Raw genomic sequence first — 14,132 nt, 5'->3', positions numbered from 1 at the left:
GATGATTAAAAGAGCCGTAAATTCGACCTATTCAACAAGTATTTAGCGTCGTAGTGGCATGGCGTGCAAATACAGGAGAACGGCGGAGTTGCGATCTCCTTGACCTCACCGGAGTGGTCACTATTCGCCCTGTGCGTCTGCGCCCGAAGCGACCTGACCGTCCGATGAGTCGACAATGTCCTCGCTGATTTCCTGCCGCAACTTTGGCCCCTGCGCGAGCCTGCGGCCGAGCGCGGTTACGAAGGCTTCGTAACGCTCTCCAGCCTTGGCGCGCGCAGCCTGCGCAGCGGGTTCGGGCAATGCCGGTGTAGTGGTGAGCCAGAAGCGGATGAAGACCGCCAGGGTTTCCACCGAGATGCCGAGATCGCGCTCCATCCGGGTCATCCTGCGGTCGAGCTGGTCGAGGCGTTTGGCGATTACCGCCTCGCGTCGCTCGGCGTCGTCCGGTGACAGGAACGACGCGATCGCGGCCTCGGCGATCTGGGAAAGCGATTGCTCCCGGCGTGCGGCGTAGTCTGACAGCATCGTCATCACGTCCGGGTCGAGATAGACGGAAATCTGGGCCTTCTTCTTTCGTCCGGTCATGGCGCTCACAGCTCCATGCCGTCATTGGGATCGAGCGAAACTTGCCGTGCGACGCCGTGCATGAGGCGCGTCAGACGCCGGTTTCGGGTGGCCGCCTCCTCCATGTCGTCGGGTGGATCGATCCCGAACTCGTTCTCGATCGGCGCCTTCTTCTCCACCGGCTTCACCCGATTAAGCTCCGGCTGATGGCGACGCTCGGATTCTGTCGGGTCTTCATTTTCCGCGGCCGAGCCTGCTGGAGCCTCCCCACTTTCCGGGCGAACTGGGATCGGCAAACGGCTCCAGTCGTCGGGGCGCGGTTCACCGGGACGGGTGAGTTCTGGTGGCGGCAAGACCCGCTCCTGAAACTGCGGATCCTCGAAGTATCGCGCCTTTTTCGCCTTGATCGGCGGCGTTCCGGCGACCATGACGATCTCGTCTGATGGCGGCAGTTGCATCACTTCGCCGGGGGTGAGCAATGGCCGGGCAGTCTCCGAGCGCGAGACCATCAGATGCCCGAGCCAAGGCGACAGACGGTGCCCGGCGTAGTTCTTCATCGCCTTCATCTCGGTGGCGGTGCCGAGCGCATCGCTCACCCTTCTCGCCGTCCTTTCGTCATTGGTTGCGAACGAGACCCTGACATGGCAGTTGTCCAGGATGCTGTTGTTCGGGCCGTAGGCGCGCTCGATTTGGTTGAGGCTCTGGGCGATCAAAAAGGACTTGAGGCCATAACCGGCCATGAAGGCCAAGGCGGACTCGAAGAAATCCAGCCGGCCCAGGGCCGGGAACTCGTCGAGCATGAGCAACAACCTGTGCCGCCCGGCCCTCGCCTGCAAGTCCTCGGTCAGGCGCCGGCCGACTTGATTAAGGATCAAGCGAATGAGAGGTTTTGTCCGGTTGATGTCGCTCGGAGGCACGACAAGGTAGAGCGTCGCCGGACGTTTGCCGCCCACGATGTCGGTGATCCGCCAGTCGCAGCGGCGTGTCACTTGTGCGACGACGGGATCGCGGTACAACCCCAAAAATGACATCGCGGTCGAGAGCACACCGCTGCGCTCGTTGTCGCTCTTGTTCAGCAGTTCGCGCGCGGCGCTGGCGATGACCGGGTGAGGACCGGCTTCGCCCAGATGCGCCGTCTTCATCATCGCGGCGAGTGTCGACTCGATCGGGCGCTTCGGGTCGGAGAGGAAAGCGGCGACGCCGGCCAGGGTCTTGTCCTCTTCGGCGTAGAGAACGTGGAGAATGGCGCCGACCAACAAGGCATGGGATGTCTTTTCCCAGTGATTTCTTTTTTCCAGGCTTCCCTCCGGATCGACGAGGATGTCGGCAATGTTCTGAACATCACGCACCTCCCATTCGCCGCGGCGGACTTCGAGCAACGGATTGTAGGCGGAAGATCGCGTGTTCGTCGGATCGAACAGCAGGACGCGGCCGTGCCGGGCACGGTAGCCGGCGGTGATCTGCCAGTTCTCACCCTTGATGTCATGGACAATGGCAGAGCCCGGCCAGGTCAGCAGTGAGGGCACGACGAGGCCTACACCTTTGCCGCTCCTGGTCGGCGCAAAGCACAGCACATGCTCAGGCCCGTCATGGCGAAGATATTCGCGCTCGTATCGACCGAGCACGACGCCATCGGGATCGAGCAGCCCGGCGTCTTTGACCTCGACTGTCTCGGCCCAACGCGCGGAGCCGTAGGTGGCGACGTTCTTCGCTTCCCGCGCGCGCCAGACGGACATGCCGATGGCGACGGCAATGGCGATGAATCCACCGGATGCAGCGATGATCCCGCCGCTGGCGAAAACCTCCGGCGCATAGGCATCGTAGAAATACCACCAGACATAGATCGCCGGCGGGTAATAGACGGGCATCCCGAACAGCTTGAACCACGGCTCGCCAAGTTGCGTCTGAAAGCCAAGGCTCCAGCCGACATATTGCGTGGCGCCCCAGGTGGTCAGGAGAATGATGAGGAAGACAATTATGATCTGCCCCCAGAGGATTTTCGTCGCGGACATGGCGATGGTCCTTTCTTGGGAATTGAGAGTTAGAGGCCGAGCCCCCGCTTGCGGCCGAAGCTCCAGTCGACGCCGCCGTCGCTGCGGGCGACGCCAGAGACATGGCGGCCGAGTTGCTGTTCGAGGGAGGGCGACCAGGGAACGAGCTGAAAGCCGAGGCCGTTGTCGATCATGGCGAAGCGGCCGGAGGCGAGCGTGAATCGCTGCCGATAGGTGCCGGCGACATACTCGCCACCGCCGGCACGGTTGAACGCCGTGCCGGTCTGCGCGGCGAGCGTCTCGCCGAGTGCATCCAATTCGCGGCGGCGCAGGGTGTCGATCAGCCGTCTGGCAAAAACGATGCGCCGGCCCTGGCGCTCGGCCAGCCCTTCACCGACCAGATGATCGGCCCTCTGTTCCATGGCCTGACGCACTTCGGCGCCGAAGCCGGTCTCGGAGAGCGCCAGCGGTTCGCGCGCCACAGCCTGCCGGTCGAGCCATGTGGCGCCCGAGGCCGTGATTTGGCGATCGATGTCGAGATCCGAACGGACGGAGAGCGCAATGCGGCGTTCGCCGTGTGCATCTTCATAGGCGCGCAGTTCGACGATCGAACCGGGCGGACTGTCGCCGGCGGCGTCGAGATGCGGCAACTTGATATGATGGCTGCGGCCGTCCACCCCGTCGACGACGGCGTAGGCCGTTCCCTTCAGCTCATCGTCGAGACCGCGCTCGACCAGGCGGCCGATGACCGGCGCATCGAGACTCTCGGCCGCCAGGACAAATTGCGCCGACCCGCGTTCGATGCCGCGTTCGGTGAGCGCATGGTGCATACGCTTGATGATGTCGCCCCGCTCGCCGAGTTCCCTCAGCACCGTCTCGGCTTCGGGCTTGATGAACCATTGCGAATGGCCGACCTGTCCGGCCAGCCCAAGGATTTCGAGGGTACGCAGCCTGCCGACCTTCAGCGCGTGGAACTCGTCGGGCTGGCGGTCGGCGTGCGGGGCAAGATCTATGATGCCGACTTTACCTGCATCGCGGACAAGCTGCCGATCGAGTTGCGTCCAGCGTTCCGCCTCGACCTGCCTTTCGATGGTGCGGCGGATGTCGAGGTCGGTACGCGGTCCCAACTCTTGCGTGATGAGATCGCGCGCGCGATCGCGCATCCCCTCCTTGACGTAGTCACGGGAAATGACGAGATCCTGGCCGTCGTCGTGCACGCCGCGCACGATCAGATGGACATGCGGATGCGCGGTGTTCCAGTGATCGACGGCCACCCAGTCGAGCCGGGTGCCGAGATCATGTTCCATCTGGCGCACGAGATCGCGGGTGAAGGACTTGAGATCCGACATTTCCACCGCGTCGTCGGGCGATACGATGAAACGAAAATGGTGCCGGTCATCCTCGCATCGTTCGGCGAAGGCGCGGCCGTCCGCCTCTTCCGTTCCCGGCCCGAACAGACGCGCCTTTTCTCCGTCGCGGGTCACGCCATCGCGGCGCAGATAGTCGAGATGGGTTCCGAGCGGGGCCGAACGCGCCGAGTGGCGGACGACGCGGGCCTTGATCACGGCGCCGCGTGAACGGGACGTGATCAGCCGGTTGGCCTGGATACTGGCGCGCTGGCCGTGGCCGAAGCGCGAGCGATTGCCGGAGACGATGCGGCCCGAACGCGACACGCCGCCACCCGCCTTCTTCGCGGCGGCGAGCGCCTGGGCGATGAAGGGCCTCGTGGACTGCGCGCGGGTTGAGCGGATGCGCCCCGGCCGGATGCGGAAATCACGCTCATCGGCCATGGCGCGGCTCCGCAATGTGCAAAAGGTCATTCAAATAGAGAGGCTTACGATTTCCGCGCACTTTGCGCCGGAAGGTGGCAAGGTGCGCGCTGAGCCAGAAACTCCAACAAAACCAACCGCCCGACCAACGCACAATGTGCGGCCTTTTATCCTGCCATCGTCCGGTTGTTGGTAAGCGTCCGTTCCCTGCACACTGATCGGGTAGTGCAATAGAGCAGCATGTCGGGTTCCTTCGTAGCCTGGAGGATCTTCGATGAATTTGAAACGTTTCGAGAACACGGCACACCGTTCTTTCTGGTTGGTTCATATCGAGGCATGGCAACGCAGCGGCCTCACACGCACGGCCTATTGCCGTCAGCATCGGGTGTCGAAGCACACGCTTGACGGATGGCTGAAGCATCTCGCGGGTGAAGATGCGGCGCGTAAGCATGCGGAATATCAGGCGGAATTGCGCCGTCAGCAGAAGCTTGAGATACGGGAAAAGCGGCGCAAAATACGTGCTCGGCGGCGCTTCGGTGTGAGCACGGAAGAACGCAATCGGGCGCTCCAGGCGTTTTGGGCGATGCATGTCGAGGCGATGAACTGGAGCGGCATGGGCGTGCGCGAATATGCGGCCGGGCTGCATATCTCGCCGACAAGCTTGCGCATCTGGCGTGACCGGCTGGACGAAGGCGAGGTTGAGATCGACTGGCGTGCGCATCTTCACCCCTCCGCCCGCCCGGTCGTTGGCACTAGTGCTAAGAAATCGCGGCCCGAAAGCAGCTTGACAGGCCATCCTAAGGACGATCCCGAGCCGCCCCGATCGCCTGTCCGACGCTTCTTTAGCGATGAGCAGAAGCACGCCATCGCGCTGGAGAGCGACCAGCCGGGCGTCAGTGTCTCCGCTGTGGCGCGCAAGCACGGGATCGTCACCGGCATGCTGTTCCGCTGGCGGGTACAGTTCGGCGTGACGCAAAAGAAGCGCGCGAAACTGGCACCCGTTGTGCTGCCGGACGACACACCGGCGACACTGGCTTTGCAGAAACTCGTGCGACCGCCTGACGGAATGATAGCCGTCGATCTGCCGGACGGACGGCGCATGTTCGTGCCGGAAGGAAGCGATCCCGCTGCCGTTCGCGCGCAGATCGGCGACGTGGGGACAGCATCATGATGATGGTCCCGGCCGGCGTTAAAGTGCATCTGGCGCTGGGCTACACCGACATGAGGAAAGGCCTCGACGGGCTCGCCATGCTGGTGCAGCAAACGCTGAAACAAGACCCGTTCTCGGGCCATCTGTTCGCCTTCCGGGGGAAGAAGGCGTCGATGCTGAAAATCCTGTTCTGGGACGGCAACGGGCTGTGTCTGTTCACCAAGCGACTCGACCAGGGTAGCTTCGTGTGGCCGGTGATGGCGGGCTACGACGGCTCGATCACGCTGACGCCTGCGCAGCTCGCGATGCTGATCGAGGGTATCGACTGGCGCGCTCCCGAGCGTGTGTGGAGACCCGCTTTGGCTGGCTGAAAATGCGCCACCAACCTGCACGAAAATTGCCGGAATCCTTGGGTTTTTGAGTGGTTTATGGTAGATTCGATCATGTTGATCGATCTCGAAAACCTGCCCTCCGATCCAACGCTTTTGCAGCGCCTCGTGCGCGACATGGCGAGCGTCGTCGAGAGCCGGGACGGAGAGATCGAGCGCCTTCAAGCCATCATCAAAAAACTTCAGCGGGCGCAGTTCGGCCGTCGCTCCGAACGCCTTGATGCCGACCAGTTGGCGCTCGCGCTGGAAGACCTCGACGGTGACATCGCGCGTATCTGGGAAAGCCGTCCCATTGTCGCCAAACCGTCGAGCGAACGACCTGCACAACACGGATCGCTGCCCGATCACCTGCCGCGCGAGGATGTCGTTCTCGATGTTGGCGGCACGATATGCGCCTGCTGCGGTGGCCCGCTTCATGCCATCGGTGAGAGCGTCAGCGAAATGCTCGACTGGGTGCCGGCGCAACTTCGCGTCATCCGAACCGTTCGCCCGAAATACGCCTGCCGTGCCTGTGAAACAGTGGTGCAGGCTTCCGCGCCGGAACGGCTGATCGCCGGTGGCCTGGCGACGCCGGCGCTGCTGGCGCAGGTGCTGGTCAGCAAATACTGCGATCACACGCCCCTCTATCGGCAGTCGCAAATCTTCGCCCGTCATGGCGTCGATCTTGCCCGCTCCACGCTTGCGGGATGGGTCGGCGGCGCATGCTGGTGGCTCGAAGCCCTGCACGATCGGCTGGCGAAGAACGTATTCGCATCCGACCATCTGTTCGCCGACGACACGCCGGTTCCGGTGCTCGATCCCGGACGCGGGCGCACCAAGACCGGCAGGTTGTGGGTCTACGCTCGCGAGCAGCGGCCATGGGCCGGACCTGAACCTCCGGCTGCCGTCTATGTGTTCGCGCCCGATCGTAAGGGCGAACGCCCGGTCGCGCATCTTCAGCACTTCAAGGGCGTGCTGCATGTCGATGGCTATGCCGGCTTCGAGCAGCTTACCGCCAAGGGAGACATCGTTCTCGCCGCCTGCTGGGCGCATACGCGACGCAAGTTTTACGACGTGGCGCAGGCCACCGGATCGCCTATTGCGACCGAGGCGCTGCGCAGGATCGGCGAGCTTTACGCCATCGAAGCGCAGGTGCGCGGCCAATCGCCCGCCCATCGCCTTGCGACCAGACGGTTCCAATCGAAACCCGTCGTCGCCGATCTGCGCGTCTGGATGGAGACGCAACTGCCGCGCATTCCCGGTCGCAGCACGCTGGCCGAGGCGATCCGCTACGCGCTGGCACGCTGGGAGGGATTGAGCCGCTTCCTCGCCGACGGCCGCATCGAACTTGATACCAATCCGGTCGAGCGCGCCATCCGCCCGGTCAGTCTCGGCCGCAAGAACCATCTCTTCGCCGGCAGCGACGGCGGTGGAGATCGCTGGGCGGTCGTGTGCTCGCTCATCGAAACCTGCAAGCTCAACAGCGTCGAACCTTACGCTTATCTTGCCGACGTTCTCCAGCGCATGCGCGACGGACACACCGTCAATCGACTCGACGAACTGCTGCCGTGGAACTGGAAAGCGCAAAATCCCGTCAAGAGCTGACATCACGTGCAGCCCCCGGACGCATACGGTTGTTGTGCCTGTCTCTCGCCCCTTCACGCTCCATGATGCGCGGGAGCCCGACAGGGTGCGAAATGAGCCTTTGGGGGTCATCGCGGGTCTTCCCCATCGCTTCGGGCGAGAAAAATCGCTTCCGTCTGCGGCCCGGCGGGAGCCGTGCCCTGAAGGGAGGCGGTTGCGCGCGCGCCATTCGACGAAGCGTCGGATGCACGGGGATCCGTGGTTCGGCGGTCGTCCGAGCGCGCGACAAAGAGCGGAGCCTCGCGCCAGTCGGGCGGTGTCGGCGGCACGGTTCTCGGCTCTGCAAGCAGCGGTCCAGCGCCGAGCCTGGGAGCGAGCGACGCCACATAGGCGCGCGTTTCAGCGGGCAGTGGACGGCCGGTCGCGAGATGCTCGTCATAGCGCGCCGGTCCCGCGTTATAGGCCGCGAGCATTGCGGGAATGGTGCCGTATCGCTCGTGCATTTCCCGCAGATAGGCCGTGCCGGCGAGTATGTTTGCGCGCGGGTCGATGGGATTATCGCCGAGGCCATATCGGACGCGCAGCTCGCGCCAGGTCGAGGGCATCAACTGCATGAGGCCCATGGCGCCCGCCGGTGATACGGCGAGCAGATCGTAGGCGCTTTCGGCCCCCATGACCGCCGTGATCCATGGCGTCGGAATGCCGAACCGTTGCGATGCCTCGGCGATATGCGCGGCATAGGGACTGGCAGTCGGCGCGCGCGTCGCCGGCAGCGATTGCGCCGTAGCCGGAAACGCTGCGGTGGCGGCGACCATGCCGGAAAGGAGAAGAAGGACGGCCGTATGCCGGACGGTGGTCGGCCGTCCGGCAAAGGTGGCATGGCGACGGGCCGGCACCGCTCAATCCTCCTTGCGCGGTTTGGCGGGCCGGTTCAGGTGCAGGCCCCAGAGCGTGCTGTCGCCGCCGGGCTGGAAGAGGTTGGCCCGCAACGGCTTGGCGAAAAGCGGGCTGTCGACCTCGATAGAAACATATTCGCCGGCGCGTTCGCTGGCATGCTTCCAGCCTGCGCCAATGTCCAAGCCTTCCTCGTCGCCGAGCAGGACACGATAGTCCGGAGCGTTCTCGGAGTCTGAAGGTTCGGCCGGAACGAGGGTGAGTTCGGCGTCGAGGCCGAGCGCCTTGAGGTGGCCTTCGAAGCCGGTTTCCGTGCGGTTGAATTGGCCGATCTGAGCCATAATCGTCTCCTTGGGTTTCGCGGTGAGGATGGATGTGGACACGCCGTCACCGCGTCGGCGCGCGCCAGACGAAGCGGCCGTCGCCGTCTTCATCGGTGTAGAGAGGGAGCGCCCGGCCGATCACGGCGGAGGCCGGAATCGGGCCGAAGTAACGGCTGTCGAGGCTGTCGCGGACTTCCCAGTTCATGAGGAAAAGTTCGTCGTCGGCGATGCGTCGGCAGCCCTGCCAGACGGGCAGATCGCGGCCGGTCCGATCGCGCTCCAGAGCCTCGCCCATCTCCACGTCGTCGACGGTGATGACGCGGCCGATGCGGCAGACGCGCTGACCGGCCAAGCCGAGGACGCGCTTGAGGAGCGGCACGTCGCGGCCGACATAACCGCGCTCGACCATGAAATCCGCGAGCGGTTCGAGCAGGTTGATGGCGACCAGTTCGGGTACCTCCAGCCGGTCGGCCGGTGTGATGGTGTAGATCCCGATCGGCGCGCTGGCGGTGGCGTTCCAGATAAGCCTGGTCGGTGTCGGAATGAACGCGGCTATGGCGACGCCCATCGCCGCGAAATACGTCACCATGACGTAACCGAAGCGGGTCATCCTTCGATCTCCCGCCGCATGAGCCACGCCTGATGGCGTTCCATCGCGTAAAGGCGCGGCTTAAGGCCGGCCTGCATGCGATGGGCGACATGACGCCAGTAATCGGGGGCCACGTCGCAAGCGTCGATGCCGATGCGCTCCACGATATCGATGTGGCGCAGCACATCCTCGACTTGTCGCCAGCCTTCGATCTTCAGCAGGATGTCCCCGCCGGGGCGCACAAAGGGCAGTGTCTGATACGCTTCGCCCGGCTTGACGGCGCGCACGATGTCGATGCGCGAGATGACCGTCCCGAAGTCGTTGGCGGCCCAGCGAACGAAGGCGAAGATGCTGTTCGGCCGGAAAGAGACGATGCGCCTGCGGCGGTCGAGGATTTGCTCATGCGCTTCGCATCCGAACCTGATCCAGAACTCGATCTTCTGCTCGATCCAGGTCAGCTCGACGTCGGTCATATTGTCTGAGGAGCGTGCGGCCGGCCATGGGCCGCCGCGCACGCGGGAGGCCGCAATGCCGGTCATGGGAGATCTCCTTGTGTCGGGGGAAATTCGCGCGCGAGCAGCTCGCGCAGCATCTCGGCGACGGTGACGCCGTGCCGGAAGGCGGTGATCTTGATGCGGCCGCGCAATTCGGGCGTGATGTCGATGGTCAGCCGGGCGGTGTAGGTGCCAATGTCTTCCTTGCGAGCCGTCGACGCATCGGTGGCCTTGATCCAGCTTTCGGGATCGGCAGGCCGGGTCGCAAAGCCTTTGCGGGCCGGGCGCTCGCTCATGACGTGGCCCTCCCGTCGAACGGCAGCACCGTGGCGATCCGGGCGCGGGCCTTCTCTGCCATGCCGGGATCGATTTCGCAGCCGAGGTAACGGCGGCCGGTCAGCCGGCAGGCTTCACCGGCCGCGCCCGATCCCGCGAACCAGTCGCCGACAAGCCCGCTCTCCGGGCAGCTTGTGCGGATGAGGATTTCGAGGAGAGCGGCCGGCTTTTCGGTCGGATGGATCGCGCGACCGTGGCAGTTGCGCACATAGATGACGGAGCGCATGAGGCGTGGTCCGCCATCACGGCTGACATAGTGACCGGCGTCGATATGGCCGGTATGCGGTGGGCGCTGCTTGCGCCGTACCGTGCGCGCTGTCGCATCGGGCGTGGTCTGGACGACGTTGTGGATGTCCCGCCAGGGCGTCTCGGCCGGATAGAACTGAACTGCCAACTCATGGACGCGCTTGAAGCGATCGGCATGGAAACCGGAGCCGTTCTGCTTTTCCCAGACGATCTCCTGTGCCAGCCGGAACCCGGCGTCAGCGAACTGGTCGGCGGTCGCCATGAAATGGCGAAGCGAGCCGAACACCCAGAGCGACCCGGTGGGGGCTAGCGCCGCGCGGGCGAGCGCGATCCAGCCATCCATGCGGCTATCCCAGGCGAGCGAGGTGTCGCCATAGGGCGGATCGGCGAGGATCAGGTCGTAAGGGCCGTGCGCGGGCATGAGGTCGCGGCAATCGCCGGTGAGGATGGTCATGATGCGATCCTCCCGACACCGAGCCGGTCGATTTCGTCCGCAAGCGCCGCGATCTCGCGGGCGGCGGGCGTGTCGTCATCGAGTTCCGAGACGAGGCGGCCGGACTGCACCGCGACGGCGAAGGCGATGCGCTGTCCGATGGTATTGGAGAGTGCCGGCGGGTCGTGGTCGGCCAGCGTTTCGGCTATCTCACGCGCCAGAACGGTGCGGGGGCCGCATCGGTTGAGCACGAAGCGAGCGGCCAGTTCTGGCCGGTAGATGCGCGCTTCGTTCAGAAGCGCCAGCATCTCGGCCGAGGCCCAGCCGTCAAGCGGCGATGGTTGCACGGGGATCAGCACCAGGTCGGCAGCGAGTAGCGCCGAGCGCATCAGGCCGGCGACGCGCGGCGGTCCGTCGATGACGATCATGTCGGCATCGCGGGCGAGTTCCGGTGCTTCGCGGTGCAGCGTGTCGCGCGCCAGGCCGACGACGCCGAACTGGCGCGGCAGACCTTCACGGCTGCGTTGCTGCGACCAGTCAAGGGCGGAGCCTTGCGGGTCCGCATCGATCAGAGTGACGCGCAGCCCTCGGCTGGCCCATTCGCCGGCGAGATTCAGGGCGAGGGTCGTCTTGCCGGTTCCGCCTTTCTGGTTGAGGAGCGCCACGATCATCTTGCCCCTCCCGGCCGGTGGTCGAGGGGCAACTGCGGCGCGTCCGAAGCTTCGTTGGCAGGATTTACGGATTTACGGAAAGACGTATTCGGCGTAGGATAGATCTTATCGGTTTTCGGCCTTGTCGGTGGCCGGTTTTCGATGCTTTCCACATCGCGCACGCCCCTATAAAGGTTAGAATCTATGTTAGATTCTAAGTTAAGGGCGCTATTTTCTTTTTTTATTCGGTAGTTTACATCCTGTTTGGGTTCCCGTTGGCACGAGGGGGCGGTTCCGGATAGCACGTCCCGGCGGGTTCCTGATGGCACGAAGCCATCCACAGCTTGTCCACAGGGCGCCGACGGTTCGAAGGCGAGCAGGACGCGGCCGCCCAGCTCGACCTCCAAAAATAGGGTATAGCCGGGCAACGGCTGGCGCCGAATGATGTCGCGCAGCTCGAACGCGAAGCGCTTGAACGGCGACAGGCTGCCGGATTTCTGGTGAAGATGGCGGAAGTCGAAGCGCCATCCGGCGCGCTGTCTGCCGCCGTGCTTGCGCACGATGCGGTAGAGCCAGCGTTCGAGGCCGCCCGTCAGACCGAAATAGGCGCGATCGATGGTGAGCACGAGCGCATCATCAAGGACGGCTTGGTAGAACCAATCGGGCACGATCATCTCGATGCCATCGGGCTTGCCGTTGCGGTCCGTGCGCTCCTTCCATTCGTTGATCCAGGAGAAGCGATGGCGGCGGCCCTCGGCGGGCTGGCGGATGGTTGTGCTGACGGTGGTGGACTGAAGGCGATCGAGCGCCGCCTTCAGGCGCTGGTAATCGCGGATCGACACGCCGCGTCCGATGAATTTGAGGATTTCGTAGGGGGTCGCGGCCATGAGCCGGGAGGTGCGAAGCCCCGTGTCCCGGGCCTCGACGATTTGACTCGCTGCCCAAATAAGGATGTCGGCGTCCCAGATGGTGGCCATGCCATGGTCGGGAACGGCCTCGACACGGATGGTGATGTCGCCGGCGACGAAATCGATCGGCGCGACACGTGGCGTCTTTGCGAGAGAGAAAAAGGGATAGGCCATGAGATCCTGCGCGTCTCTTGGCGCGAAGTCGCCGGGGAGCGCCCGGAACAGATCGAGTTGCCCGCGCTCCGAGGAAGATCGGCTCCGCACCGCCATTCGGTCGACCGCCCGCGATCAGCGTGCGTAGCGGCCGGGCTGCGGGACGGCGGGGAGCACCTGGCGCTTCGCCGGCAGCACCTGCCCACGCGGATCGGAGGTCGAGGTGACGGAGCCGCGCGCAGCCCAGGCTTCGAGATCGTCGATCGCATAGACGACGCGACCGCCGAGCTTGCGATAGGCGGGGCCGGTTCCGTAGGTGCGATGCTTCTCAAGAGTGCGGGCGGACAAGCTGAGAAACTCGGCGGCTTCCTTGGTGCGCAGGAAACGCGGCGGCAAAACGACGGGTTCGTGGGGCATGGATCGGGCCTCCGTGGCGTTGGGGACGGCCGCTGCGGATCAGCGGCTGACAGCGACCACGGTGGCGGAGGAGAGCTGGCGAGTTGCAGGGCGAAGTTGGGAGGTATTGAAATCGCCCACCATGCGGGGATAGGAGCGCGCTAGGATTGGCGGCGATGATGAAGGAGTTTTCGATATCCGCCCGTGATCATCTTGCGGGCGTCACGAAGGAGCGTCTTGACGCGATGGCGAGCAAACGAAGCCTGCCATTCGTCGCGGTTGAGATGATCGACGTCGAAGAGAACCTGCGCAATTTCCTGTTGCGTCGCGCCAGCGCGGTCTCCGTCGAACGCGCGAAGCATTCTGCGTTGACGGATGCGCTGTTGGTGTGTGAGGCGCGTATCTGGCGGAACAGCGCGGCCATGCAGAGCCGAGAGGAGGCGATGAACTGCCTCGATCCGGTCGAAGCCCTCAATGCCGAGAGGAACGGCGGCTACAGCGCCTTTCTGGACAGCGCAATCGACAACCTGGAGGTGCTGCCCATTGCCCAAAGGGTAGCGGAACGCAGCGTCATCTGCACCGTCAGCCGGTGGGTCGGGTCGCCAGGGTTCGATGGAACCATCTGCGATGCTGTCGCTAAGTGCCGAAGGGGCTTCGGTCAGCACGACAACGCTGGTGTCCTCCAGCGGGAGCCAAAAGACGGGAGCATCGGGAGGTGGTGTAAGGGGGTCAACGGCGAAATCGCAATCGCCACCGCCACTTCATTCGCTCGGTCAACGTTTCGCGATCACTACTTTCGGAAATCGACGCCTCGAAGTCTGCGTCGTATTCGTCGTTGCGGCGGAGCCATTCCCAGGCGAGATCGGATGGCGTTAGTTCATCCAGATGGTCGTAGTGTGCCGATGTACGCCAGGTCGATGCATCAGGTGTCATCGCGATTCTCCCGAATCTCGGTTTAAGAACTTGGGAGGGGTCACGATTCCCCTTCGGGTTGAATTTGGGAAGTCAGTTGGAGAGCATCAGGTGATGCCTTCAACGCATCACGATGATGTCTTCCGCTGGCTTTCGCGAACCAGTTCTCTGTAGCCGTACTCCGTCATCCAGTGAGCGCGAGCAAGATGGGCCTCGTAGATGGCGTGGCAGCGTTTCGGATCGTGATCAGGATCCAGGCCAAATAGGATGCTGACGGCTTCGTACCAGTCGGCGCCATCGCGCTCGGCATCGAGTAGCCGCATATAGAGTTTCATGTGCTCTCGATCGTAAGACGTAATCGTCTCGCTGGAC

At 64.0% G+C, this 14,132-nt stretch carries 18 protein-coding genes; 3 read left to right on the top strand and 15 right to left on the bottom strand.

Annotation, left to right across the window (positions count from 1 at the left end; translation table 11 throughout):
- Positions 1–120: 120 nt before the first annotated feature.
- Genes ACOYJQ_RS02650 through ACOYJQ_RS02640 form a run of 3 tightly spaced genes read right to left on the bottom strand, consistent with a single transcriptional unit; the run spans position 121 to position 4,345 of the window.
- Positions 121–585 carry a CopG family transcriptional regulator gene (locus tag ACOYJQ_RS02650; RefSeq protein WP_183754286.1) on the bottom strand — a complete coding sequence of 155 codons (465 nt, stop codon included), beginning with the start codon at positions 583–585 and terminating at the stop codon, positions 121–123.
- 5 nt (positions 586–590) lie between these two features.
- Positions 591–2,576 carry a conjugal transfer protein TraG gene (locus tag ACOYJQ_RS02645; protein ID WP_183754284.1) on the bottom strand — a complete coding sequence of 662 codons (1,986 nt, stop codon included), beginning with the start codon at positions 2,574–2,576 and terminating at the stop codon, positions 591–593.
- A gap of 29 nt (positions 2,577–2,605) precedes the next feature.
- Positions 2,606–4,345, bottom strand: coding sequence for a relaxase/mobilization nuclease domain-containing protein (locus tag ACOYJQ_RS02640; RefSeq protein WP_377590813.1), 1,740 nt, complete (start codon positions 4,343–4,345; stop codon positions 2,606–2,608).
- Between the two features lie 253 nt (positions 4,346–4,598).
- Between ACOYJQ_RS02640 and tnpA the strand changes: the two genes are divergently transcribed.
- The 3 genes from tnpA to tnpC all read left to right on the top strand — a co-directional run bounded on the left by tnpA (position 4,599) and on the right by tnpC (position 7,447).
- Positions 4,599–5,495 carry an IS66-like element accessory protein TnpA gene (tnpA, locus tag ACOYJQ_RS02635; RefSeq protein WP_377590814.1) on the top strand — a complete coding sequence of 299 codons (897 nt, stop codon included), beginning with the start codon at positions 4,599–4,601 and terminating at the stop codon, positions 5,493–5,495.
- The gene (gene tnpB, locus ACOYJQ_RS02630) at positions 5,492–5,845 is read left to right on the top strand and encodes an IS66 family insertion sequence element accessory protein TnpB (RefSeq protein ID WP_377590815.1); all 354 of its coding nucleotides are present in this window, start codon (positions 5,492–5,494) and stop codon (positions 5,843–5,845) included. Before tnpA ends, tnpB begins: the two co-directional genes overlap by 4 nt.
- A gap of 72 nt (positions 5,846–5,917) precedes the next feature.
- On the top strand, positions 5,918–7,447 hold the full coding sequence (gene tnpC / locus ACOYJQ_RS02625; RefSeq protein ID WP_377592067.1) for an IS66 family transposase: 1,530 nt from the start codon (positions 5,918–5,920) through the stop codon (positions 7,445–7,447).
- A 107-nt stretch (positions 7,448–7,554) separates the two neighbouring features.
- Here tnpC and ACOYJQ_RS02620 read toward each other — a convergent pair whose 3' ends face one another.
- The 12 genes from ACOYJQ_RS02620 to ACOYJQ_RS02565 form a co-directional block, all read right to left on the bottom strand.
- On the bottom strand, positions 7,555–8,322 hold the full coding sequence (locus tag ACOYJQ_RS02620; RefSeq protein WP_377590816.1) for a lytic transglycosylase domain-containing protein: 768 nt from the start codon (positions 8,320–8,322) through the stop codon (positions 7,555–7,557).
- Positions 8,323–8,325: 3 nt separating this feature from the next.
- Positions 8,326–8,661: a DUF736 domain-containing protein gene (locus tag ACOYJQ_RS02615; RefSeq protein ID WP_377590817.1), complete on the bottom strand. Its 336-nt coding sequence runs from the start codon at positions 8,659–8,661 to the stop codon at positions 8,326–8,328.
- Positions 8,662–8,707: 46 nt separating this feature from the next.
- Positions 8,708–9,253 carry a S26 family signal peptidase gene (locus tag ACOYJQ_RS02610; protein WP_377590818.1) on the bottom strand — a complete coding sequence of 182 codons (546 nt, stop codon included), beginning with the start codon at positions 9,251–9,253 and terminating at the stop codon, positions 8,708–8,710.
- The gene (locus ACOYJQ_RS02605) at positions 9,250–9,771 is read right to left on the bottom strand and encodes a DUF2840 domain-containing protein (protein ID WP_377590819.1); all 522 of its coding nucleotides are present in this window, start codon (positions 9,769–9,771) and stop codon (positions 9,250–9,252) included. Before ACOYJQ_RS02605 ends, ACOYJQ_RS02610 begins: the two co-directional genes overlap by 4 nt.
- On the bottom strand, positions 9,768–10,022 hold the full coding sequence (locus tag ACOYJQ_RS02600) for a ribbon-helix-helix protein (protein ID WP_377590820.1): 255 nt from the start codon (positions 10,020–10,022) through the stop codon (positions 9,768–9,770). The genes ACOYJQ_RS02605 and ACOYJQ_RS02600 overlap by 4 nt, the downstream gene beginning before the upstream one ends.
- The gene (locus ACOYJQ_RS02595; RefSeq protein WP_433456159.1) at positions 10,019–10,762 is read right to left on the bottom strand and encodes a DNA-methyltransferase; all 744 of its coding nucleotides are present in this window, start codon (positions 10,760–10,762) and stop codon (positions 10,019–10,021) included. Before ACOYJQ_RS02595 ends, ACOYJQ_RS02600 begins: the two co-directional genes overlap by 4 nt.
- A complete protein-coding gene (gene parA, locus ACOYJQ_RS02590; RefSeq protein WP_377590822.1) occupies positions 10,759–11,412 on the bottom strand; it encodes a ParA family partition ATPase in 654 nt (217 codons plus the stop codon). Before parA ends, ACOYJQ_RS02595 begins: the two co-directional genes overlap by 4 nt.
- Positions 11,409–12,569 carry a replication initiator protein A gene (locus tag ACOYJQ_RS02585; protein WP_377590823.1) on the bottom strand — a complete coding sequence of 387 codons (1,161 nt, stop codon included), beginning with the start codon at positions 12,567–12,569 and terminating at the stop codon, positions 11,409–11,411. The genes parA and ACOYJQ_RS02585 overlap by 4 nt, the downstream gene beginning before the upstream one ends.
- Positions 12,570–12,587: 18 nt before the next feature.
- A complete protein-coding gene (locus ACOYJQ_RS02580; protein ID WP_377590824.1) occupies positions 12,588–12,869 on the bottom strand; it encodes a helix-turn-helix transcriptional regulator in 282 nt (93 codons plus the stop codon).
- 140 nt (positions 12,870–13,009) lie between these two features.
- Positions 13,010–13,513 (bottom strand): DUF2285 domain-containing protein, encoded by a 504-nt coding sequence (locus ACOYJQ_RS02575; protein WP_433456156.1) that lies wholly within the window; start codon positions 13,511–13,513, stop codon positions 13,010–13,012.
- A gap of 64 nt (positions 13,514–13,577) precedes the next feature.
- On the bottom strand, positions 13,578–13,781 hold the full coding sequence (locus ACOYJQ_RS02570; protein WP_377590826.1) for a transcriptional regulator domain-containing protein: 204 nt from the start codon (positions 13,779–13,781) through the stop codon (positions 13,578–13,580).
- Positions 13,782–13,888: 107 nt separating this feature from the next.
- Positions 13,889–14,095, bottom strand: coding sequence for a hypothetical protein (locus tag ACOYJQ_RS02565; RefSeq protein WP_433456154.1), 207 nt, complete (start codon positions 14,093–14,095; stop codon positions 13,889–13,891).
- Between the last annotated feature and the right edge of the window lie 37 nt (positions 14,096–14,132).

This window comes from Pseudochelatococcus sp., assembly GCF_050946405.1.
Taxonomy (GTDB): domain Bacteria; phylum Pseudomonadota; class Alphaproteobacteria; order Rhizobiales; family Beijerinckiaceae; genus Pseudochelatococcus.
This window is presented reverse-complemented; position numbering and strand designations above follow the sequence as displayed.

What these genes read in the sequence shown, in the direction of transcription:
- ACOYJQ_RS02615 (WP_377590817.1), bottom strand. Translation starts at nt 8,661, where the DNA reads ATGGCTCAGATCGGCCAATTCAACCGCACGGAAACCGGCTTCGAAGGC.
- ACOYJQ_RS02650 (WP_183754286.1), bottom strand. Translation starts at nt 585, where the DNA reads ATGACCGGACGAAAGAAGAAGGCCCAGATTTCCGTCTATCTCGACCCG.
- ACOYJQ_RS02605 (WP_377590819.1), bottom strand. Translation starts at nt 9,771, where the DNA reads ATGACCGGCATTGCGGCCTCCCGCGTGCGCGGCGGCCCATGGCCGGCC.
- ACOYJQ_RS02640 (WP_377590813.1), bottom strand. Translation starts at nt 4,345, where the DNA reads ATGGCCGATGAGCGTGATTTCCGCATCCGGCCGGGGCGCATCCGCTCA.
- ACOYJQ_RS02570 (WP_377590826.1), bottom strand. Translation starts at nt 13,781, where the DNA reads ATGACACCTGATGCATCGACCTGGCGTACATCGGCACACTACGACCAT.
- tnpC (WP_377592067.1), top strand. Translation starts at nt 5,918, where the DNA reads ATGTTGATCGATCTCGAAAACCTGCCCTCCGATCCAACGCTTTTGCAG.
- tnpA (WP_377590814.1), top strand. Translation starts at nt 4,599, where the DNA reads ATGAATTTGAAACGTTTCGAGAACACGGCACACCGTTCTTTCTGGTTG.
- tnpB (WP_377590815.1), top strand. Translation starts at nt 5,492, where the DNA reads ATGATGATGGTCCCGGCCGGCGTTAAAGTGCATCTGGCGCTGGGCTAC.
- ACOYJQ_RS02645 (WP_183754284.1), bottom strand. Translation starts at nt 2,576, where the DNA reads ATGTCCGCGACGAAAATCCTCTGGGGGCAGATCATAATTGTCTTCCTC.
- parA (WP_377590822.1), bottom strand. Translation starts at nt 11,412, where the DNA reads ATGATCGTGGCGCTCCTCAACCAGAAAGGCGGAACCGGCAAGACGACC.
- ACOYJQ_RS02565 (WP_433456154.1), bottom strand. Translation starts at nt 14,095, where the DNA reads ATGAAACTCTATATGCGGCTACTCGATGCCGAGCGCGATGGCGCCGAC.
- ACOYJQ_RS02600 (WP_377590820.1), bottom strand. Translation starts at nt 10,022, where the DNA reads ATGAGCGAGCGCCCGGCCCGCAAAGGCTTTGCGACCCGGCCTGCCGAT.
- ACOYJQ_RS02595 (WP_433456159.1), bottom strand. Translation starts at nt 10,762, where the DNA reads ATGACCATCCTCACCGGCGATTGCCGCGACCTCATGCCCGCGCACGGC.
- ACOYJQ_RS02585 (WP_377590823.1), bottom strand. Translation starts at nt 12,569, where the DNA reads ATGGCGGTGCGGAGCCGATCTTCCTCGGAGCGCGGGCAACTCGATCTG.
- ACOYJQ_RS02580 (WP_377590824.1), bottom strand. Translation starts at nt 12,869, where the DNA reads ATGCCCCACGAACCCGTCGTTTTGCCGCCGCGTTTCCTGCGCACCAAG.
- ACOYJQ_RS02610 (WP_377590818.1), bottom strand. Translation starts at nt 9,253, where the DNA reads ATGACCCGCTTCGGTTACGTCATGGTGACGTATTTCGCGGCGATGGGC.